We start from the raw sequence: 22,678 nt of genomic DNA on the forward strand, positions 1-22,678 counted from the left end.
TCAGACCACCACCAGCTGATGGTTGGCCAGCAGCGTCGCCAGGTCGGTGCTCACGCCGTTGAGCGAGAGCAGCGGCGTCATCGCCTGCGCGCCGCCCGCGCCGTCGCGGTCGATGCTCAGCACGGTGTTGCCGTTGCTCTGGGTCAGCTGCAGGTAGTTGCCGATGGGGTCGCCGCTGTGGGCGGCGTAGCCGGTCAGCAGCGCCGACACGTCGATGCGGTCGGCGTCGGCGCTGGTCTCGAAGGCGCCCAGCCTGAAGCCGTTCACCTCGTCGAAGCCGTTGCCGCCTGTCGCGCTGTTCGCGCCGGCGGTGGACAGCAGCTTGTACATCAGCGTCTCGTGGCCCTGCTGCCCGTTGGCGGCCAGGTCGAGCGTGTGGCCGTTGGCGGCCAGATCGAGCGTATGGCCGGTGTCGGCCAGCGCGCTCTTCTCCGCCGCCACGGGCTCGGCCTGGTCCTGCGCGACCGAGAACGACGCGAGCGACTGGACGCCGGTGCTGCCGGCCCCCCCGATCAGCAACTGCCCGTTGCCCAGCAAGGTTTCCAGCGAGGTCGTCACGCCCGTCAGCGTGAGCAGCGGCGTGCTGAAGTTGCCGGTGCCGCCCAGGTCCACCGCGATCACCGTGTTGCCGCCCACGTTGGTCACGTGGATGTAGTTCAGCAGCCCGGCCGACGAGGGGTCGAGCACGTAGTTGCCGGTGCCGGCGTCGCGGTACACGTGCGCGGTGCCGGTGTAGCCCGCCAGCAGCCCGCCCAGGTCGATCAGGTCGGCGTCGGTGCTGGCGGCGTTGGCCATGCTGCCCAGCGTGAAGCCGTTGGCCACGTCGCTGCCGTTGCCGCCGGTGGCCTTGTCGGTGGCGTTCAGCAGGTTGTAGACCAGCCGGTCGTTGCCCGCGTTCAGCCCCAGGAAGTAGGTGTCGTTGCCGCCGCGGCCCTCGAACATGTTGTCGCCCAGGCTGCCCACGAAGGTGTCGGCCAGCGCGCTGCCGCGCACGCCCTCCACGTTGTTCACCGTGCCCAGAATGCCCCAGCCCGTGACCAGGTTGGTCGTCAGGTCCACGCCCACGCCGGCCAGGGCGTTGCGGAAATCGACGATGTCCATGCCGCCGGTGGCCGACCAGGTCTTGGTCTCGCCCGGCAGCAGCGGCGCGTTCCAGCCGCCGCCGCCGTTGTAGACCGTGCTGCCGCCCAGCACGTTGCCCACCACGTAGGTGTCGTCGTAGCCGGTGCCGGTCATCACGTTGGGCAGCAGCACGGGCACGTCGGTGGTGGTGAGCAGGTGGGCGCTGGTGGCGTCGCCCGGCGTCACGTTCCAGGTGTAGGTGGCCGAGGCGCCGTTGTTGTTGGCCAGCAGCTTCACCGTGTAGGTCTGCGTGGGGTCCAGGCCGAACACGTTGACGATGCCCGAGCTGTCGTTGCCCCAGCTGCCCGACTGCGGGTTGATGATCTGCGTGGCCACCAGCGCGCCCTGCGCGTCGAACACCTGCACCGTGTTGCCGAAGTACACGTTGAAGCCCTGCGCGTTCAGGATGCGCAGGTGCAGCGCGGTGCCGTCCTTCACCTGGTTGGTGTTGGCCACCAGCTGCGTGGCGGTGCTGCCGTTCATGCCGATGAGCAGGTCGACGTCGCCGTCCCAGTCGTAGTCGGCCGCGGCAATGCTGTTCACGCTGTTGGGCGCCAGCCCGGCGAGCTGGCGCGAGGCCCAGGCGCCGGCGGCCACGTTGCCGCTGTTGGTGTACAGGTTGGCCACGCCGGTGGCGTAGTCCAGCTCCACCGCGTCCATGCGGCCGTCGCCGTTCCAGTCGACCGCCACCGAGGCGTCGCCGGCCAGCGTGTCGTTGGCCACCGACACGCCGGTGGTCGACAGCGTGCCCGCGTTGTTCAGGTACACCTTGCTGGCCGTGCCCGCCTTGCTGCTGTTGACGTACAGGTCGAGCCAGCCGTCGTTGTTGAAGTCGGCCCAGGTGAGCGACACCGCGTCGGTCGCGTTGCCGCTGACGGCGTTGGTCGCGAACACGTCGTTGATGGCCTGCGACTCGGTCCAGTTCGACCCGTTCAGGCTGGCCTTGCCGTTGTTGGTGAGCAGCGTGAGCGTGAAGTCGTTGTTGTTGCCCAGCGTGGTGGTGGTGGTGCTGTGCAGCGCGATGTCCACGCGGCCGTCGTTGTTCAGGTCCACGCCCGAGACCTCGCGCCCGGTCTGCAGGTTGGCGATGCCCGCGGCCGGCGGGAGCAGCGCGGTGCCGTTGCCGTAGGTGCTGAGCACGCCCAGCGTGTTCTTCACGAACGAGGCCGAGTCGCCCGCGCCGTCGCCGACGATGGCGTCCAGGTAGCCGTCGCCGTCCATGTCGATCACCGCCACGCCGCCGTTGGACACGCCGCTCAGGCCGGTGCCCACCGCGGTGGGCACGTAGCCCAGGCCCAGCCCCCCGGTCCACAGCGGCGTGCTGTTGGCCCCGCCCGCGTTGGCGTCGGTGCCGATGACGTCCAGGATGCCGTCCAGGTTGTAGTCGAAGAACGAGTACGCGGTCGACGTGCCGCCCGACAGCAGCTGCTGCCCGAGGTCGGTGGTGACGTAGTTGGTGCGCGAGGTGCCGTTGTAGACCGCCTGGTCGCCCGCGAAGCTCCAGTTGCCCTGCAGGTTGATGGCCATCGCGCCGCCGAAGCCGGTCGTGTTGCTGGTGCCGTGCGAGCCGGGCGCCGCGGCCAGGTGGTCGAGCACGGGCACCACGTCGACCTGCGTGGTGGTGCTCAGGCGGCTCTGGTTGCCCGCCGCGTCCCACACCACGTAGCCCAGGTGGTAGGCGCCCACGCCGGTGCCCAGCGCCGCCGAGATCGACCACGCGCCGCCCGCGCCGACCAGCGCGGTGCCCAGCACCACGTCCACGCCTTCGGTGTAGATGCCGTCGTGGTTCACGTCGTTGATGAGCGCCACGGTGGTGCCCACCTCGGCCGTGCCGCTCACGGCGCTGCTGAACACGGCGGTGCCCGCGGCGATGGTGCGGTCGCCGTCGGCGTCGATGGCGGCCGCGTTGGCCAGCGCCGGCGCGGTGAGCGTCAGCGTGGGCGCGACCAGGTCGACCGTGTAGCTCACCGTGTTGACCGAGCCGTGCGTGCCGTCGGCCGTGTTCTCGATGCGCACCTGCGCGGCCACGGTGGCCGAGGCGGCGTAGGCCGCGGGCGCGTAGCTCCAGGTGGTGGCGCCGTCCACGTCCTGCACGGTGGTCCAGGTGAGGCCGCCGTCCAGGCTGATGCGCACCACCTCGTCGGCCTGCAGCGGCCGGGCGATGGTGCCGGTGAGCAGCGGCGTGCTGTCGCGCGTGACCAGGTCGGTGTTCAGCGCCGAGCTGTTCGAGAAGCCGCCCGCCACGCTCACGCCGGTGTCGGTGGCCAGCGCGGTGAGCGTGGCCGTGGCGTCGACCGTGAACGTGAAGGGCACGCCGGGCGTGCTCTCGTTGCCCGCCGCGTCGACCAGCGTCGTGGTGTAGCTGTGCAGCCCGAAGCCCAGCACCGGCGGCGCGTAGGTCCAGCTGGTCTGCCCGGCCGTGAGCACGATGGAGCGCACCAGCACGCCGTCCTGGTAGATGCGCAGCGTGTCGCCCGCGGCCACGCCGGCGGTGATGGTGCCGTTGAGCACGGGCGTGGTGTCGTCGGTGATGGCGCCGCTCAGCAGCGTGCCGGTCAGCGGGCCCAGGTTGTCGACGAAGCTCACGACAGCCGCCACCTGCGTGGGCGCGGTGACGTCCACCACCACGGCCTGCGTGTCGGTCGCGCCGAGGTTGCCCGCCGCGTCGACCACGCGCACGCGGTAGGTGTAGCTGCCGCCGGTGAGCACGCGCGCGTCCACGAACGACCAAGCGCCGCCCACCACCGCGAGGTCGACCCAGGTGGTGCCGTCGATGCTGATCTGCGCGCGCTCGCCCGCGCCCAGCGTGCCCACGGTGCCGTTCACCGTGAGCGAGGTGTCGCGCGTGAGGAAGTCGGTCGCGCTGTTGCCGGTGTCGTCGGCAATCGACACGATGTCGATGGCGGCCGTGGGCGCGGTGGTGTCCACCGTGAGCGTGAAGCCCGCCGAGGCCGCCGTCTGGTTGCCCGCCGCGTCGGCCACCACCGCGGTGTACACGTGCGTGCTGCCGTTCAGCAGCACCGGCGTGGCAAAGGTCCAGCTGGTGCCGGTGACGGTGGCGTTGCCGATGTAGGTGGCGCCGTCGTAGATGCGCACGGTGTCGGTCGCGCCGATGGCCGCGCTGAGCGTGCCGTTGAGCACCGGCGTGGTGTCGTCGGTGGGCACGCCGCTGCCGAAGTTGCCCAGGTTGAGGCCCACGTTGTCGGCGAAGCTGACGATGAGCGCGGTCTGCGCCGGCGGCGTGGTGTCCACCGTGAGCGTGAAGGCGGTCGACGCCGTGCCCTGGTTGCCCGCCGCGTCGGCCACCACCGCCGTGTACACGTGCGTGGAGCCGTCGGCCAGCACCGGCGCGGCAAAGGTCCAGGCGGTGCCGCTGACGGTGGCCGTGCCGACCAGCGTGGCGCCGTCGTAGATGCGCACCACGTCGCCCGCGCCCAGCGCCGCGCTCAGCGTGCCGTTGAGCACCGGCGTGGTGTCGTCGGTGACGGTGCCGCTGGCGAGGTTGCCCTGGGTGATGCCGACGTTGTCGGCGAAGCTGGCGATGAGCGCCGTCTGCGCCGGCGGCGTGGTGTCGATGGTGAGGGTGAAGCCGGCCGAGGCCGTGCCCAGGTTGCCCGCCGCGTCGGCCACCACCGCGGTGTAGGTGTGGCTTCTGCCGTTCAGCAGCACCGGCGTCGCGAAGCTCCAGGTGGTGCCGGTGACGGTGGCGTTGCCGATGTAGGTGGCGCCCTCGTAGATGCGCACCGTGTCCGTCGCGCCGATGGCCGCGCTGAGCGTGCCGGTGAGCACCGGCGTGGTGTCGTCGGTGGTGCTGCCGCTGCCGTAGCTGCCCTGGTTGGTGCCGGCGTTGTCCAGGTAGGCCGTGACGGCGGCGGTCTGCGCCGGCGGCGTGGTGTCCACCGTGAGCGCCAGCGGCGCCGAGGCCGTGCCTTCGTTGCCCGCAGCGTCGGCCACCACCGCCGTGTAGGTGTGGCTGCTGCCGTTGGCCAGCACCGGTGTCGCGAAGCTCCAGGTGGTGCCGCTGACCGTGGCCGTGCCGACCAGCGTGCCGCCGTCGTAGATGCGCACCGTGTCGCCCGCGGCCAGCGCCGCGCTGAGCGTGCCGTTGAGCACCGGCGTGGTGTCGTCGGTGGTGGTGCCGCTGCCGAACGGCCCGGTGAGGATGCCCACGTCGTCGGCGTAGCTGCCGATGGCGGCCGTCTGCACGGGCGGCGTGGTGTCCACCGTGAGCGTGAAGGCCGCGGACGGCGTGCCCAGGTTGCCCGCCGCGTCGGTCACCACCGCGGTATAGGTGTGGCCGCTGCCGTTCAGCAGCACCGGCGTGGCAAAGGTCCAGCTGGTGCCGGTGACGGTGGCGTTGCCGATGTAGGTGGCGCCGTCGTAGATGCGCACCGTGTCGGTCGCGCCGATGGCCGCGCTGAGCGTGCCGTTGAGCACGGGCGTGGTGTCGTCGGTGGTGATGCCGCTGCCGAAGTTGCCCTGGTTGGTGCCCGCGTTGTCGGCGAAGCTGGCGATGGCCGTGGTCTGCGCGGGCGGCGTGGTGTCGATGGTGAGCGTGAAGGCCGGCGAGGCCGTGCCCAGGTTGCCGGCCGCGTCGGTCACCACCGCCGTGTAGCTGTGCGTGCTGCCGTCGACCAGCGTGGGCGTGGCGAAGGTCCACGTGGTGCCGCTGACCGTGGCGGTGCCCAGGAAGGTGGCGCCGTCGTACACGCGCACCGTGTCGCCCGCGGCCAGCGCCGCGCTCAGCGTGCCGTTGAGCACCGGCGTGGTGTCGTCGGTGGTGGTGCCGCTGCCGAAGTTGCCCAGCACGATGCCCGCGTCGTCGGTGAAGCTGGCCACCGCCGTGGTCTGCGCGGGCGGCGTGGTGTCCACCGTGAGCGTGAGCGCGGTGCCGGCCGGGCCCTGGTTGCCGGCCGCGTCGGCCACCACCGCGGTGAAGGTGTGCGTGCTGCCGTTGGCAAGCGCCGCGCTCGCGAAGCTCCAGGTGGTGCCCGTGACCGTGGCCGTGCCGACGAAGGTGGCGCCGTCGTAGATGCGCACCGTGTCGCCCGTGGCCAGCGCGGCGCTGAGCGTGCCGGTGAGCGTGGGCGTGGTGTCGTCGGTGCTGCCGCCGTTGCTGCCGCTGCCGTAGCTGCCCTGCAGCAGGCCCGCGTCGTCGGTGTAGGCGGTCACGCTGGCGGTCTGCGCCGGCGCGGTGGTGTCCACGGTGAGCGTGAAGGCGGCGGACGGCGCGGCCTCGTTGCCCGCGGCGTCCGACACCCGCGCCGTGTAGCTGTGGGTGCTGCCGTCGGACAGCGCGGGCGGCGTGAAGCTCCAGGCGGTGCCGGTGACCGTGGCGGTGCCCACCAGCGTGGCCCCGTCGTAGATGCGCACCACGTCGCCCGCGCCCAGTGCCGCGCTGAGCGTGCCGGTGAGCGTGGGCGTGGTGTCGTCGGTGGTGGTGCCGCTGCCGACGAGGCTGCCCTGCACGATGCCGACGTTGTCGGTGTAGCCGGTGATGGCCGTCACCTGCGCCGGCGCGGTGGTGTCGACCGTGAGCGTGAAGGCCGCGGAGGCCGTGCTCTCGTTGCCCGCCGCGTCGGCCACCCGCGCCGTGTAGCTGTGCGTGCTGCCGTCGGCCAGTGCCGGTGGCGTGAAGGCCCACGCGGTGCCCGTGACCGTCGCGGTGCCGACCAGCATGGCGCCGTCGTAGATGCGCACGGTGTCGCCCGCGCCCAGCGCGGCGCTCAGCGTGCCGGTGAGCGTGGGCGTGGTGTCGTCGGTGCTGGTGCCGCTGCCGACGAGGCTGCCCTGCACCGTGCCGACGTCGTCGGTGTAGCCGGCGATGGCCGCGGTCTGCACCGGCGGCGTGGTGTCCACCGTGAGGGTGAAGGCCGCGGAGGCGGCGCTTTCGTTGCCCGCGGCGTCGGCCACCACCGCCGTGTAGCTGTGGGTGCTGCCGTTGGCCAGCGCGGCGGGCGTGAAGGTCCAGCTGGTGCCCGTGACCGTCGCGGTGCCGACCAGCGTGCCGCCGTCGTAGATGCGCACCACATCCGTCGCGCCGATGGCCGCGCTGAGCGTGCCGTTCAGCGTGGGCGTGGTGTCGTCGGTGGTGGTGCCGCTGCCGAACGCGGCCTGCAGCGTGCCGACGTTGTCGGTGTAGCTGGCGAGGCTGGCGGTCTGCGCGGGCGGTGTGGTGTCGACCGTGAGCGTGAAGGTGGTGGACGCGGTGCTCTCGTTGCCCGCCGCGTCGGCCACGACCGCGGTGTAGCTGTGGGTGCTGCCGTCCGTCAGCGCTGGCGGCGTGAAGGTCCAGCCCGTGCCCGTGACCGTCGCGGTGCCGACCAGCGTGCCGCCGTCGTAGATGCGCACCACGTCGCCCGTGCCCAGTGCCGCGCTGAGCGTGCCGGTGAGCGTCGGCGTGGTGTCGTCCGTGCTGGTGCCGCTGCCGTAGCTGCCCTGCAGCGTGCCGACGTTGTCGGTGTAGCCGCCGATGGCCGCGGTCTGCGCGGGCGGCGTGGTGTCCACCGTGAGCGTGAAGACCGGCGACGGCGTGCTCTCGTTGCCCGCCGCGTCGGCCACCACGGCCGTGTAGCTGTGGGTGCTGCCGTTGGCGAGTGCCGGGGGCGTGAAGCTCCAGGCGGTGCCGGTGACGGTCGCGGTGCCGACGAGCGTGGCGCCGTCGTAGATGCGCACCACGTCGCCCGTGGCCGGCGCGGCGCTGAGCGTGCCTGTCAGCGTGGGCGTGGTGTCGTCGGTGCGGGTGCCGCTGCCGTAGGTGGCTTGCAGCGTGCCGACATCGTCGATGTAGCCATCGATGGCCGCGGTCTGCATCGGCGGCGTGGTGTCCACCGTGAGCGTGAACGCGGGCGACGCGGTGCTTTCGTTGCCCGCGGCGTCGGCCACCACGGCCGTGTAGCTGTGGGTGCTGCCGTTGGCCAGCGCGGCGGGCGTGAAGGTCCAGCTGGTGCCCGTGACCGTCGCGGTGCCCACCAGCGTGCCGCCGTCGTAGATGCGCACGGTGTCGCCCGTGGCCAGCGCCGCGCTGAGCGTGCCGTTCAGCGTGGGCGTGGTGTCGTCGGTGCTGGTGCCGCTGCCGAAGGTGGCTTGCAGCGTGCCGACGTCGTCGGTGTAGCCCGTGACGGTGGCGGTCTGCGCCGGTGCCGTCGTGTCGACTGTGAGCGTGAAGGCCGCAGACGCGGTGCTCTCGTTGCCTGCCGCATCGGCCACCACCGCGGTGTAGCTGTGGGTGCTGCCGTCCGTCAGTGCCGGGGGCGTGAAGGTCCAGCCGGTGCCCGTGACCGTCGCCGTGCCGACCAGCGTGCCACCGTCGTAGATGCGCACCACGTCGCCCGTGCCCAGCGCCGCGCTCAGCGTGCCCGTCAGCGTCGGCGTGGTGTCGTCGGTGCTGGTGCCGCTGCCGTAGCTGCCCTGCAGCGTGCCGACGTTGTCGGTGTAGCCGCCGATGGTTGCGGTCTGCACGGGCGCGGTCGTGTCCACCGTGAGCGTGAACGCAGCCGACGGCGTGCTCTCGTTGCCCGCCGCGTCGGCCACCACCGCCGTGTAGCTGTGGGTGCTGCCGTTGGCGAGTGCCGGCGGCGTGAAGCTCCAGCTCGTGCCCGTGACCGTCGCGGTGCCGACGAGCGTGGCGCCGTCATAGATGCGCACCACGTCGCCCGTGCCCAGCGCGGCGCCCAGCGTGCCGGTGAGCGTCGGCGTGGTGTCGTCCGTGGCGGTGCCGCTGCCGTAGGTGGCCTGCAGCGTGCCGACGTCGTCGATGTAGCCGCCGATGGCCGCGGTCTGCGTGGGCGCCGTGGTGTCGACGGTGAGCACCAGGCCGGTCGATGGCGTGCCGAGGTTGCCCGCGGCGTCGCTCACCACCGCGGTGTAGGTGTGCGTGGTGCCGTCCGCCAACGCGGGCGGCGTGAAGGTCCAGGCGGTGCCGTTGACGGTGGCGGTGCCCACGAAGGTGCCGCCGTCGTAGATGCGCACGGTGTCGCCGGCGGCCAGCGCGGCGCTGAGCGTGCCGTTGAGCGTGGGCGTGGTGTCGTCGGTGGTGGTGCCGCTGCCGAAGGTGGCCTGCAGCGTGCCGACGTCGTCGGTGTAGCCGCCGATGGTGGCGGTCTGCGCCGGCGCGGTGGTGTCCACCGTGAGCGTGAGGCCCGGCGATGCCGCGCCCTCGTTGCCCGCCGCGTCCGCGACCACCGCCGTGTAGGTGTGCGTGCTGCCGCTGGCAAGAGCGGGCGTGGCGAAGCTCCAGCTGGTGCCGCTGACGGTGGCGGTGCCCACCAGCGTCGCGCCCTCGTAGATGCGCACCACGTCGCCCGTGCCCAGCGCCGCGCTGAGCGTGCCGTTGAGCACCGGCGTGGTGTCGTCGGTGGTGGTGCCGCTGGCGAAGCCGCCCTGCAGCGTGCCCGTGTCGTCGGTGTAGCCGCCGATGGCCGCGGTCTGCGCGGGCGCGGTGGTGTCCACCGCGAGCACGAAGGCCGGCGACGGCGTGCTCTCGTTGCCCGCCGCGTCGGTCACCACGGCCGTGTAGCTGTGGGTGCTGCCGTCGGCCAGCACGGGCGTGGCGAAGGTCCAGGTGGTGCCCGTGACCGTGGCGGTGCCCACCAGCGTGGCGCCGTCGTAGATGCGCACGAACTCGCCCGCGCCCAGGCCCGCGCTGAGCGTGCCGTTGAGCACCGGCGCGGTGTCGTCGGTCGGCACGCCGCTGCCGAAGCTGCCCACGTTGGTGCCGGTGTCGTCGGTGTACGAGGCCACGGTGGCCAGCTGCGACGGCCCGGTGGTGACCACGCTCAGCGTGAAGGCCGGCGACACCGCGCCTTCGTTGCCCGCGGCGTCGGCCACCACGGCCGTGTAGCTGTGGGTGCTGCCGTCGAGCAGGCCGGGGGTGGCGAAGCTCCAGGCGGTGCCGTTGACCGTGGCGGTGCCCACGAAGGTGGCGCCGTCGTAGATGCGCAGCGTGTCGCCCGCGCCCAGCGCGGCCGTCAGCGTGCCGTTGAGCACCGGCGTGGTGTCGTCGGTTTCGGTGCCGCTGCCGAAGTCGCCGGCCTGCGTGCCGGCGTTGTCGGTGTAGTTGACGATGGCGGCGGACTGCGCCGGCGGCGTGAGGTCCAGCGTGAGCGCGAGCACCGGCGACGCCGTGCCCTCGTTGCCCGCCGCGTCGGCCACCACCGCGGTGTAGCTGTGCGGAACGCCTTCGGTCAGCGCGGGCGGCACGAAGCTCCAGCCGGTGCCCGTGACCGTGGCGGTGCCCACCAGCGTGGCGCCGTCGTAGATGCGCACCACGTCCGTCGCGCCGATGGCGGCGCTGAGCGTGCCGGTGAGCGTGGGCGTGGGGTCGTCGGTGGTGCCGCTGCCGAAGCTGCCTTGCAGCGTACCCACGTCGTCGATGTAGCCGAGGAAGGTCGCGGCCTGCGTGGGCGCGGCGGTGTCGACGCCGAAGGCCAGGCTGCCCGAGGGCGTGCCCTCGTTGCCCGCGGCGTCGGCCACCACGGCCGTGTAGCTGTGGGTGGTGCCGTCGGCCAGCACGGGCGTGGCGAAGGTCCAGGTGGTGCCCGTGACCGTGGCGGTGCCGACCAGCGTGGTGCCGTCGTAGATGCGCACCACGTCCGTCGCGCCGATGGCGGCGCTGAGCGTGCCGGTGAGCACCGGCGTGGTGTCGTCGGTGGTGCCGCCGTTGCTGCCGCTGCCGTAGGTGCCCTGCAGCGTGCCCACGTTGTCGATGTAGCCGCCGATGCTCGCGGTCTGCGCGGGCGCCGAGGTGTCGACGGTGAGCACCAGGCCGGTCGAGGGCGTGCCGAGGTTGCCCGCGGCATCGGTGACCACCGCGGTGTAGGTGTGCGTGGTGCCGTCCGTCAGCGCGGTGGGCGTGAAGGTCCACGCCGTGCCGTTGACCGTGGCGGTGCCCACGAAGGTGGCGCCGTCGTAGATGCGCACCGTGTCGCCGGTGCCCAGCGCCGCGCTGAGCGTGCCGGTGAGCGTGGGCGTGGTGTCGTCGGTGGTGGTGCCGCTGCCGTAGGTGGCCTGCAGCGTGCCGACGTTGTCGATGTAGCCGCCGACGCTCGCCGTCTGCGCGGGTGGCGTGGTGTCCACCGTGAGCGTGAGGCCAGTCGAGGGCGTGCCCTGGTTGCCTGCGGCATCGGCCACCACCGCGGTGTAGGTGTGCGTGCTGCCGTCCGTCAGCGCCGTGGGCGTGAAGCTCCAGGCGGTGCCGTTGACGGTCGCGGTGCCGACCAGCGTGGTGCCGTCGTAGATGCGCACCACGTCGCCTGCGCCCAATGCCGCGCTCAGCGTGCCGTTCAGCGTGGGCGTGGTGTCGTCGGTGGTGGTGCCGCTGCCGAAGGTGGCCTGCAGCACGCCCGCGTTGTCGACGTAGCCGTCGAGGCTCGCGGTCTGCGCGGGCGGCGTGGTGTCCACCACCAGCACGAAGCCGGTGGAAGGCGTGCCCTCGTTGCCCGCCGCGTCGGCCACGACGGCCGTGTAGCTGTGGGTGCTGCCGTTGGCCAGCACGGGCGTGGCGAAGGTCCACGTCGTGCCCGTGACCGTCGCGGTGCCTACCAGCGTGGTGCCGTCGTAGATGCGCACCGTGTCGCCCGTGCCCAGCGCCGCGCTCAGCGTGCCGTTGAGCACCGGCGTGGTGTCGTCGGTCGGCACGCCGCTGACGGCATCGCCGATGTTGGTGCCGACGTTGTCGGTGTACGTGGCGATGGCCGCCGTCTGCGTGGGCGCCGAGGTGTCGACGGTGAGCACCAGGCCGGTCGAGGGCGTGCCGAGGTTGCCCGCGGCGTCGGTGACCACCGCGGTGTAGGTGTGCGTGGTGCCGTCGGTCAACGCGCTCGGCGTGAAGGTCCATGCGGTGCCGTTGACCGTGGCGGTGCCCACGAAGGTGGCGCCGTCGTAGATGCGCACCGTGTCGCCGGTGCCCAGCGCCGCGCTGATCGTGCCGGTGAGCGTGGGCGTGGTGTCGTCGGTGGTGGTGCCGCTGCCGTAGGTGGCCTGCAGCGTACCGACGTTGTCGATGTAGCCCGCCACGCTCGCCGTCTGCGCGGGTGGCGTGGTGTCCACCGTGAGCGTGAGGCCGGTCGATGGCGTGCCCTGGTTGCCTGCGGCATCGGTGACCACGGCCGTGTAGGTGTGCGTGCTGCCGTCGGCCAGCGCCGTGGGCGTGAAGCTCCAGGCGGTGCCGGTGACGGTCGCGGTGCCGACCAGCGTGGCGCCGTCGTAGATGCGCACCACGTCGCCCGCGCCCAATGCCGCGCTGAGCGTGCCGTTCAGCGTGGGCGTGGTGTCGTCGGTGGTGGTGCCGCTGCCGAAGGTGGCCTGCAGCACGCCCGCGTTGTCGACATAGCCGTCGAGGCTTGCCGTCTGCGCGGGCGGCGTGGTGTCCACCACCAGCACGAAGCCGGTGGAGGGCGTGCCCTCGTTGCCCGCCGCGTCGGCCACGACGGCGGTGTAGCTGTGAGTGCTGCCGTTGGCCAGCACGGGCGTGGCGAAGGTCCACGTCGTGCCCGTGACCGTCGCGGTGCCGACCAGCGTGGTGCCGTCGTAGATGCGCACCGTGTCGCCCGTGCCCAGCGCCGCGCTCAGCGTGCCGTTGAGCACCGGCGTGGTGTCGTCCGTCGCCACGCCGCTGCCGAAGCTGCCCAGGTTCGTGCCGGCGTTGTCGGTGTACGTGGCGATGGCCGCGGTCTGCGCCGGCGGGGTCGTGTCCACGGCCAGCACCAGGCCGGCCGATGCCGCGCCCAGGTTGCCGGCCGCGTCGGCCACCACCGCCGTGTAGGTGTGGATGCTGCCGTCCACCAGCACCGGCGTGGCGAAGCTCCACGTGGTGCCGGTGACGGTGGCGGTGCCGATGAAGGTGCTGCCGTCGTAGATGCGCACCGTGTCGCCCGCCGCCAGCGTCGCGCTGAGCGTGCCGTTGAGCACGGGCGCGGTATCGTCGGTCGGCACGCCGCTGCCGAAGCTGCCGCGCACAGTGCCCACGTCGTCGGTGTAGCCGGTGAAGCTGGCGGTCTGCGCGGGCGGCGTGGTGTCCACCGTGAGCGTGAGGCCGGTGGAGGCCGCGCCTTCGTTGCCGGCCGCGTCGGCCACCACGGCCGTGTAGGTGTGGGTGCTGCCCGTACCGTTGTCTGCCAGCGTGGGCGTGGCGAAGGTCCAGGTCGTGCCCGTCACCGTCGCGGTGCCGACCAGCGTGCTGCCTTCGTAGATGCGCACCACGTCGCCCGCGTTCAGCGCGGCGCTCAGCGTGCCGGTGAGCGTGGGCGTGGTGTCGTCGGTGCTGGTGCCGCTGCCGAAGGTGGCCTGCAGCGCGCCCACGTTGTCGATGTAGCCGCCCAGGCTGGCGGTCTGCGCGGGCGGCGTGGTGTCGACCGCGAGCGCGAAGGCGGCCGAGGGCGTGCCTTCGTTGCCCGCCGCGTCGGTCACGACGGCCGTGTAGCTGTGGCTGCTGCCGTCCACCAGCACCGGCGTGGCGAAGGCCCAGCTCGTGCCCGTGACGGTCGCGGTGCCCACGAGCACGCCGTTGTCGTAGATGCGCACCGTGTCGCCCGTGGCCAGCGCCGCGCTCAGCGTGCCGTTGAGCACCGGCGTGGTGTCGTCGGTGCTGCCGCCGTTGCTGCCGCTGCCGTAGCTGCCCTGCAGCGTGCCGGCGTTGTCGGTGTAGTTGGCGATGGCGGTGGCCTGCGCGGGCGGCGTGGTGTCCACCGCCAGCACCAGCGGCGAAGAGGCCGCGCCCAGGTTGCCGGCCGCGTCGGCCACCACCGCCGTGTAGCTGTGGCTGCTGCCGTCCGCCAGCACCGGCGTGGCGAAGCTCCACATGGTGCCGTTCACCGTCGCCGTGCCGACGAAGGTGGCGCCGTCGTAGATGCGCACCGTGTCGCCCGCGGCCAGCGGCGCGCTGAGCATGCCCTGGAGCACGGGCGCGGTGTCGTCGGTCGGCACACCGCTGCCGAAGCTGCCTTGCACCGTGCCCACGTCGTCGGTGTAGCCGGAGAAGCTGGCGGTCTGCGCCGGCGGCGTCGTGTCCACGGTGAGGGTGAAGGCGGGCGATGCGGGGCTTTCGTTGCCCGCCGCGTCGGCCACCACGGCCGTGTAGGTGTGGGTGCTGCCGTTGATGAGCGTGGGCGTCGCGAAAGTCCAGGTCGTGCCCGTCACCGTCGCGGTGCCGACCAGCGTGCCGCCTTCGTAGATGCGCACCACGTCGCCCGTGCCCAGCGCGGCGCTCAGCGTGCCGTTGAGCACTGGCGTGGTGTCGTCGGTGACGCTGCCGCTGCCCGGCGTTCCCTGCGCGATGCCGACGTTGTCGCTGTACGAGACGATGGCCGCGGCCTGCGCCGGCGGCGTGAGGTCCACGGTGAGCGTGAAGGCGGGCGAGGCCGTGCCCTGGTTGCCCGCCGCGTCGGTCACCACCGCGGTGTAGCTGTGGCTGCTGCCGTCGGCCAGCACGGGCGTGGCGAAGCTCCAGCTCGCGCCGCTCACCGTCGCCGTGCCGACGAGCACGCCGCCGTCGTAGATGCGCACCGTGTCGCCCGCGCCGATGGGCCCGCCGAGCGTGCCGTTGAGCACCGGCGTGATGTCGTCGGTGGTGGTGCCGCTGCCGAAGCTGCCCTGGTTGGTGCCCACGTTGTCGGTGTAGCCGGTGACCACCGCGGTCTGCGCGGGCGGCGTGGCGTCCACCACCACGGTGAAGCCGCCCGAGACCGTGCCCTGGTTGCCGGCCGCGTCGGCCACCACCGCCGTGTAGGTGTGGATGCTGCCGTCGGCCAGCGCGGGCGTCGCGAAGGTCCAGGTGTTGCCGTTCACGCTGGCCGTGCCCAGCAGCGTAGCGCCTTCGTAGATGCGCACCGTGTCGCCCGCGCCCAGCGGCGCGCTCAGCGTGCCGTTGAGCACCGGCGTGGTGTCGTCGGTGGTGGTGCCGGTGCCGAAGTCGCCGGTCTGCGCGCCGACGTTGTCGGTGTACGTGATGAGCAGCGTCGTCTGCGTGGGCGGCGTGGTGTCCACCGTGAGCGCGAAGCCGGCCGAGGGCGTGCCCTCGTTGCCCGCCGCGTCGGCCACCACGGCCGTGTAGGTGTGGGTGCTGCCGTTGGCAAGCGCCGGCGTCGCGAAGCTCCACGTGGTGCCGTTGACCGTGGCCGTGCCCACGAGGGTGCTGCCCTCGTAGATGCGCACGGTGTCGCCCGCCGACAGCGCCGCGCTCAGCGTGCCGTTGAGCACCGGCGCGGTGTCGTCGGTCGGCACGCCGCTGCCGTAGCTGCCCTGGTTGCTGCCGGCGTTGTCGGTGTACGAGACGATGCCCGCGGTGAGCGTGGGCGCCGTGGTGTCGATGGCGAGCACCAGCGGCGCGGAGGCCGCGCCCTGGTTGCCGGCCGCGTCGGCCACCACCACCGTGTAGCTGTGCGTGCTGCCGTCCGTGAGCGCGGCAGGCGTGAAGCTCCATGCGGTGCCGCTCACCGTCGCGGTGCCCACCAGCGTGGCGCCGTCGTAGATGCGCACCGTGTCGCCCGCGCCCAGCGGCGCGCTCAGCGTGCCGTTCAGCGTGGGCGTGGTGTCGTCGGTGCTGCCTGCGTTGCTGCCACTGCCGAAGCTCCCCTGCACGGTGCCGACGTTGTCGATGTAGCCCGCCAGCGTGGCGGTCTGCGCGGGCGGCGTGGTGTCCACCGTGAGGGTGAACGCGGGCGAGGCCGTGCCCTGGTTGCCGGCCGCGTCGGCCACCACCGCCGTGTAGCTGTGCGTGCTGCCGTTGGCCAGCGCGGCGGGCGTGAAGCTCCAGCTCGCGCCGTTGACCGTGGCCGTGCCCACCAGCGTGGCGCCGTCGTAGATGCGCACCGTGTCGCCCGCGCCCAGCGGCGCGCTCAGCGTGCCGTTCAGCGTGGGCGTGGTGTCGTCGGTGGTGCCGCCGTTGCTGGCGCTGCCGAAGCTGCCCTGCACGCTGCCGACGTCGTCGGTGTAGCCGCCGATGCTCGCGGTCTGCGCCGGCACGCTGGTGTCCACCGTGAGCGTGAACGGCGTGCTCGCCGTGCCCAGGTTGCCCGCGGCATCGGCCACCACCGCGGTGAAGCTGTGGCTGCCGCCCGCACCGTTGTCCGCCAGCGCCGGGGTCGTGAAGCTCCAGCTGCTGCCCGTGACGGTGGCGGTGCCGATAAAGGTCGCGCCGTCGTAGATGCGCACCGTGTCGCCCGCCGCCAGCGGCGCGCTCAGCGTGCCGTTCAGCGTGGGCGTGGTGTCGTCGGTGACGGCGCCGTTGGCCAGCGGGCCCTGCTGCGTGCCGACGTCGTCGGTGGCGCCGCCGATGGCCGCGGTCTGCGCGGGCGGCGTGGTGTCGACGCTGAGCGTGAAGCCCGCGGAGGGCGCGCCCTCGTTGCCCGCGGCGTCGGCCACCACGGCGGTGTAGGTGTGGGTGCTGCCGTTGGTCAACGCGGGCGTGGCGAAGCTCCACGTCGTGCCGCTGACGACGGCGGTGCCGACCAGCGTGCCGCCTTCGTAGATGCGTACCACGTCGCCCGCGCCCAGGGCGCCGCTCAGCGTGCCGGTGAGCACCGGCGTGGTGTCGTCCGTGGGCACGCCGCTGCCGAAGCTGCCCTGGTTGGCGCCCGCGTCGTCGGTGTAGCCCGCGATGCCCGCGGTGAGCGCGGGCGGCGTGGTGTCCACGGTGAGCACGAAGCCGGCCGAGGGCGTGCTCTCGAGGCCGGCCGCGTCGGCCACCACCGCGGTGTAGGTGTGCGTGCTGCCGGTGGCGAGCGCGCCGGGCGCGAAGGTCCATGTGCTGCCCGTGACGGTGGCGGTGCCCACCAGCGTGGCGCCGTCGTAGATGCGCACGACCTGGCCCGCGCCCAGCGCGGCGCTCAGCGTGCCGTTGAGCACCGGCGTGGCGTCGTCGGTCGGCACGCCGCTGCCGAAGCTGCCCTGGTTGGTGCCGGCGTCGTCGGTGTACGAAACCACGGTGGCCAGCTGCGACGGCCCGTTGGTCTCCACGCTCAGCGTGAAGCCGGCCGACGGCGTGCCCTCGTTGCCCGCGGCGTCGGTCACCACCGCCGTGTAGGTGTGGGTGCTGCCGTCGAGCAGGCCCGGCGTGGCGAAGGTCCAGGTGTTGCCGTTCACGGTGGCCGTGCCCAGCAGCGTGGTGCCTTCGTAGATGCGCACCGTGTCGCCCGCGCCCAGCGCGGCGCTCAGCGTGCCGTTGAGCACCGGCGTGGTGTCGTCGGTGGTGGTGCCGCTGCCGAAGTCGCCGGTCTGCGCGCCGGCGTTGTCGGTATACGTGATGACCAGCGTCGTCTGCGCGGGCGGCGTGGTGTCCAGCGTGAGCGCCAGCGGCGGCGAGGCCGTGCCCTCGTTGCCCGCGGCGTCGGCCACCACGGCGGTGTAGCTGTGGGGCACGCCTTCGGTGAGCGGCGGCGGCGTGAAGCTCCAGGTGGTGCCGGTGACCGTGGCGGTGCCGACCAGCGTGCCGCCGTCGTAGATGCGCAGCACATCGCCCGTGGCCAGCGCGGCGCTCAGCGTGCCGTTCAGCACCGGCATGGCGTCGTCGGTGGTGCCGCTGCCGAAGCTGCCCTGCAGCGTGCCCGCGTCGTCGGTGTAGCCGCCGATGCTCGCGGTCTGCGTGGGCGCGGTGGTGTCGACCGTGAGCACCAGGCCGGCCGAAGCCGTGCCCAGGTTGCCCGCCGCGTCGCTCACCACGGCCGTGTAGGTGTGCGTGGAGCCATTGGCCAGGGCGGTCGGCGTGAAGGTCCACGCGGTGCCGTTGACCGTGGCGGTGCCCACGAAGGTGCCGCCGTCGTAGATGCGCACGGTGTCGCCCGCGCCGAGCACGTCGTTCAGCGTGCCGGTGAGCGTGGGCGTGGGGTCGTCGGTGGCGGTGCCGCTGCCGTAGGTGGCCTGCAGCGTGCCGACGTTGTCGATGTAGCCGCCGATGGCCGCGGTCTGCGTGGGCGCGGTGGTGTCGACGGTGAGCGTGAGCGCGGTCGAGGGCGCGCTCTGGTTGCCCGCCGCGTCGGCCACCACCGCGGTGTAGGTGTGCGTGCTGCCGTCGGCCAGTGCCGCGGGCGTGAAGCTCCACGCGGTGCCGCTGACCGTGGCCGTGCCGACCAGCGTGGCGCCGTCGTAGATGCGCACCACGTCGCCCGCGCCCAGCGCCGCGCTGAGCGTGCCGGTGAGCGTGGGCGTGGTGTCGTCGGTCGTGGTGCCGCTGCCGAAGCTGCCGGTGGCGATGCCCACGTTGTCGGTGTAGCCGCCGATGCCCGCGGTCTGCGCGGGTGGCGTGGCGTCCACCGTGAAGGTGAGCGGGGCCGAGGCCGTGCCCAGGTTGCCGGCGGTGTCCGCGACCACGGCCGTGTAGCTGTGCGTGCTGCCGTCGGCCAGCGCGGGCGGCGTGAAGCTCCAGTTGTTGCCCGTGACGGTGGCGGTGCCCACCAGCGTGGCGCCGTCGTAGATGCGCACGGTGTCGCCCACGCCCAGCGGCGCGCTCAGCGTGCCGTTCAGCGTGGGCGTGGTGTCGTCGGTGACGGTGCCGCTGCCGAAGGTGTCCTGGTCGGTGCCCACGTCGTCGGTGTAGCCGCCGATGGCCGCCGTCTGCGTGGGCGGCGTGGTGTCGATGGCGAGGGTGAAGCCGGCCGAGGCCGTGCCCTGGTTGCCCGCGGCGTCGGTCACCACCGCGGTGTAGCTGTGGGTGCTGCCGTTGGCCAGCGCGGGCGTCGCGAAGGTCCACGTGGTGCCGGTGACCGTCGCCGTGCCCACGAGCGTGGTGCCGTCGTAGATGCGCACCGTGTCGCCCGCGCCCAGCGCCGCGCTCAGCGTGCCGTTGAGCACCGGCGTGGTGTCGTCGGTGACGCCGCCGCCGGCCACGGTGCCCTGGTCGGCGCCCACGTTGTCGGTGTACGTGGCAATGGCCGCGGCCTGCACCGGCGCCACGTTGTCCAGCGTCACGGTGTGGGTGTCGGTGGCGGGGTTGAGCGCCAGGTCCTGCACGTCGACGCGGATGGTCACCGGGCCGTTGGTGAGGCCGCTGATGTCGGCGGCGTTGGCAGTCCAGGCGTTGCCCGCGACGATGGCCGTGGCCGTCACGGTGTGGGTGCCGTCGCTGAAGGTGACGGTGACGGTCTGGCCGTTTTCCACGTTCGACGTGGTGCCGCGGACCACCAGCGCATGGTCTTCCGCCGCGTTGACGAGGTCGTCTCCGGCCACCGGCTCGCCGATGGCGATGGCCGGCGACGCCGTGCTCACGCCGTAGGCCTGGGTGGCGGTGCCGGTGGCGGTGTTGCCGGCCGCGTCGGTGGTGACCACGCTGGCTTCCACCGTGCGGTCGGCGTCGGCCACCAGGTCGCTGCCGGCCACCGCGATGCTCCAGTGGCCGCCGGCGTCCACGGTGCCGCTGTAGCTTACGCCGTTGACCACCAGCGTGACCACGTTGCCGGCCTGCGTGCCGGTGGCGGTGCCGCTCACGGCCACGGTGGCGCCGGCCTCGGCCGCGTTGACCACGTTGTCGGACGTGACGGGGTCCAGCGCCAGGCCGGGCACGGCCAGCGTGGTGTCCAGCGTGGCGCTGTCGGTGGCCGGTGCCGAGACGTTGCCGGCCAGGTCGCGGCTGGTGGCGCTCACGGCGAGCGTCGCGCCCTCGGCCGGGTTGGCGAAGGCGACGTTGACGAAGCCGTTGGCCACGTCCGCCGCGCCCAGCGTGACGCTCACCACATGGCTGCCGTCGGTGACATCGATCACGTCGCCCACCGCCGCGCCCGACACCAGCGACACCTTGACGGTGACGTTGGCGCCCTTCTCCCCGGCGTTGATGAAGCCGTCGTCGTTGGCGTCGTTCACGATGGCCACGGCGATGACCGGGGCCACGCTGTCGACCGTGCCGGTGCCCGCCGTGCTGGTGTTGCCGGCCGCGTCGGTGGCGGTGACGTTCAGGACCGTGCCGTTGGCCGGCGGCGTGGCCGGCGTGAAGCTCCAGGTGCCGTTGGGCGCCGCGGTGACGCTGCCGATGACCGTGCCGCCGCCATCGGTGATGGTGACCAGCGTGCCGGCCTCGGCCGTGCCGCTGAGGGGGCTGCCGTCGGTCGGGTCCACCGTGGGCGTGGGCGGCGCCACGCTGTCGACGGTGGCGGTGGCCTCGGAGCTGGCGTTGCCCGCCGCGTCGGTCGCTGTGACGTGCAGCACCGTGCCGTTGGGCGGGGTGGTCGCCGGCACGATGCTGTACGTGCCGTTGGGTGCCGCGGTGGCGCTGCCGATGACGTTGCCGCCGCCGTCCTTCACCGTCACCAGCGAGCCCGGCTCGGCGGTGCCGGTGATGGGGCTGCCGTCGGTCGCGTTCACGGTGGGCGCGCCGGGGGCCACGCTGTCGACCGTGGTGGTGGCCTCGGGGCTGGCGTTGCCGGTGGCGTCGGTGGCCACCACGTGCAGCACCGTGCCGTTCGGCGGCGCGGTGGCGGGCACGATGGTGTACACGCCGTTGGGCGCCGCGGTGGCGCTGCCGAGCACGGTGCCGTTGCCGTCGGTGACCGTCACCAGCGCGCCGGCCTCGGCCGTGCCGGTGATGGGGCTGCCGTCGGTCGCGTTCACCGTGGGCGCGGGCGGCGCCACGCTGTCGACCGTGACGGTGGCCTCGGCGCTGGTGTTGCCGGCCGCGTCGGTGGCGGTCACGTGCAGCACGGTGCCGTTCGCTGGCGTGGTGGCCGGCACGATGCTGTACGTGCCGTTGGGCGCCGCGGTGGCGCTGCCGATGACGTTGCCGGCGCCGTCCTTCACCGTCACCAGCGAACCCGGCTCTGCGGTGCCGGTGATGGGGCTGCCGTCGGTCAGGGCCACGGTAGGGGTGGCGGGCGCCACGCTGTCGACCGTGGTGGTGGCTTCGGCGCTGGTGTTGCCGGCCGCGTCGGTGGCGCTCACGTGCAGCACCGTGCCGTTCGCCGGCGTGGTGGCGGGCACGATGCTGTAGCTGCCGTTGGGCGCCACGGTGGCGCTGCCGATGACGTTGCCGTTGTCGTCTTTCACCGTCACCACCGAGCCCGGCTCTGCCGTGCCGGTGATGGGGCTGCCGTCGGTCGGGTTCACGGTAGGCGTGGGCGAGGTGGCGTCCACCGTGGCCGTGGCCTGCGCGCTGGTGTTGCCGGCGGCGTCGGTGGCCACGGCGACGATCACCGTGCCCTGCGCGGGCGGCGTGGCGGGCGTGAAGCTGAAGCTGCCGTCGGGCGCGGCGGTGACGCTGCCGATGACGGTGCCGCCAATGCTCAGCGTGACCACCGCGCCGGGCTCGGCCGTGCCGGTGATGGGCTGGCCGTCGGTCGGGTTGAGCACGGGCGCCGCGGGTGGGGTGCTGTCGACCGTGGCGGTCGCGGCGGGGCTGGTGTTGCCCGCGGCATCGGTGGCGCTGACCTGCAGCACCGTGCCGTCCGGCGGCGTGGTGGCGGGCGTGAGCGTGTAGCGGCCGTCGGCGCCGGCGGTGGCGCTGCCGATCACGTTGCCGTTGCCGTCCCTCACCGTCACCAGCGAGCCCGGCTCGGCGGTGCCGGTGATGGGGCTGCCGTCGGTGGGGTTCACCGTGGGCAAGGCCGGCGGCACGGCATCGACGGTAACGGTGGCGGGCGGGCTCGCGTTGCCGGCCGGGTCGGTGGCCACCACGTGCAGCACGGTGCCGTCGGGCGGCGGCGTGCTCGGGGTGACGGTGTAGCTGCCGTCGGGGCCGGCGGTGGCGCTGCCGATGACGCGGCCGTTGCCGTCGGTGACGGTGACCAGCGCGCCCGGCTCGGCGGTGCCGGTGATGGTGCCGCCGGCGGTCGGGCGCACGGTGGGCTGGTTCGGCGGGGTGGTGTCGACCGGCCCCGTGGGCGGCGGCGCCGGAGGGGGTGGTGGCGGAAGAACAGGCGGGAAGGGCGCGATGCCCGGCCCGTCGTCGCCGCCACCGCCGCTGGCGATCGCGCCGGCCACCACGCCGCCGCCGATCACCCAGGGCAGCGCGCCCAGGTCGATGCCCTGGTGCAGCAGCAAGGGTTCGACGGAATCGATGCCGGTGTAGCCGACCGCCAGTTCACCCTGCGCGCCCTGCACGTCCCCCAGGTTGACCAGCCACTCGCCGCCCTCGCCGTTGAGCACCAGGTCGCTGCGTGCCCCGCCGTAGGTCGTGAAGAAGCCGTGCACCGTGAGCGTTTCTCCCGCGGTGGTGGTCACCACGAGGTCGTCGCCCACCCGGCGCATGCCGGCGACCTGCGCGCGCGACAGGTCGAGCCGGACAACCGACGCCTCTGAAAGGGAAATCTCGCTGGATGACGCAATCTTGTTGACCGCACCGCCACGCTTTTCGATTATTTCCAACGAGACCATTCCGCCCCCCAATGTCAGATCAATCTATTTCCATAGAGGCACCCGGAAGCGCCATTGAAAACACAATTTAACAATGATGACGAAATTAGCAATGCGGCTCTAAGTCTTAGATTTCCTTGGGTTTTTATTGAAATCCACTGAAAAGTAATACTTTATTACCGTAGATGTCAGCATTTGTCCGACACGAATTCCCATCCTCGAATTTGTAATAAGTGCAATCCCTGAAACGAAATTGCATACACGCGACCGAATAGCGGCGCCGAAT

General features: G+C 72.7%; 1 protein-coding gene. It reads right to left on the minus strand.

Features of this window, described 5'->3' with window-relative positions; all coding sequences use genetic code 11:
- Positions 1 to 22,404 carry an Ig-like domain-containing protein gene (locus AB6807_RS26815; protein ID WP_371086937.1) on the minus strand — a complete coding sequence of 7,468 codons (22,404 nt, stop codon included), beginning with the start codon at positions 22,402 to 22,404 and terminating at the stop codon, positions 1 to 3.
- Between the last annotated feature and the right edge of the window lie 274 nt (positions 22,405 to 22,678).

The organism is Variovorax sp. RCC_210 (genome assembly GCF_041355175.1).
Classification (GTDB): domain Bacteria; phylum Pseudomonadota; class Gammaproteobacteria; order Burkholderiales; family Burkholderiaceae_C; genus Variovorax.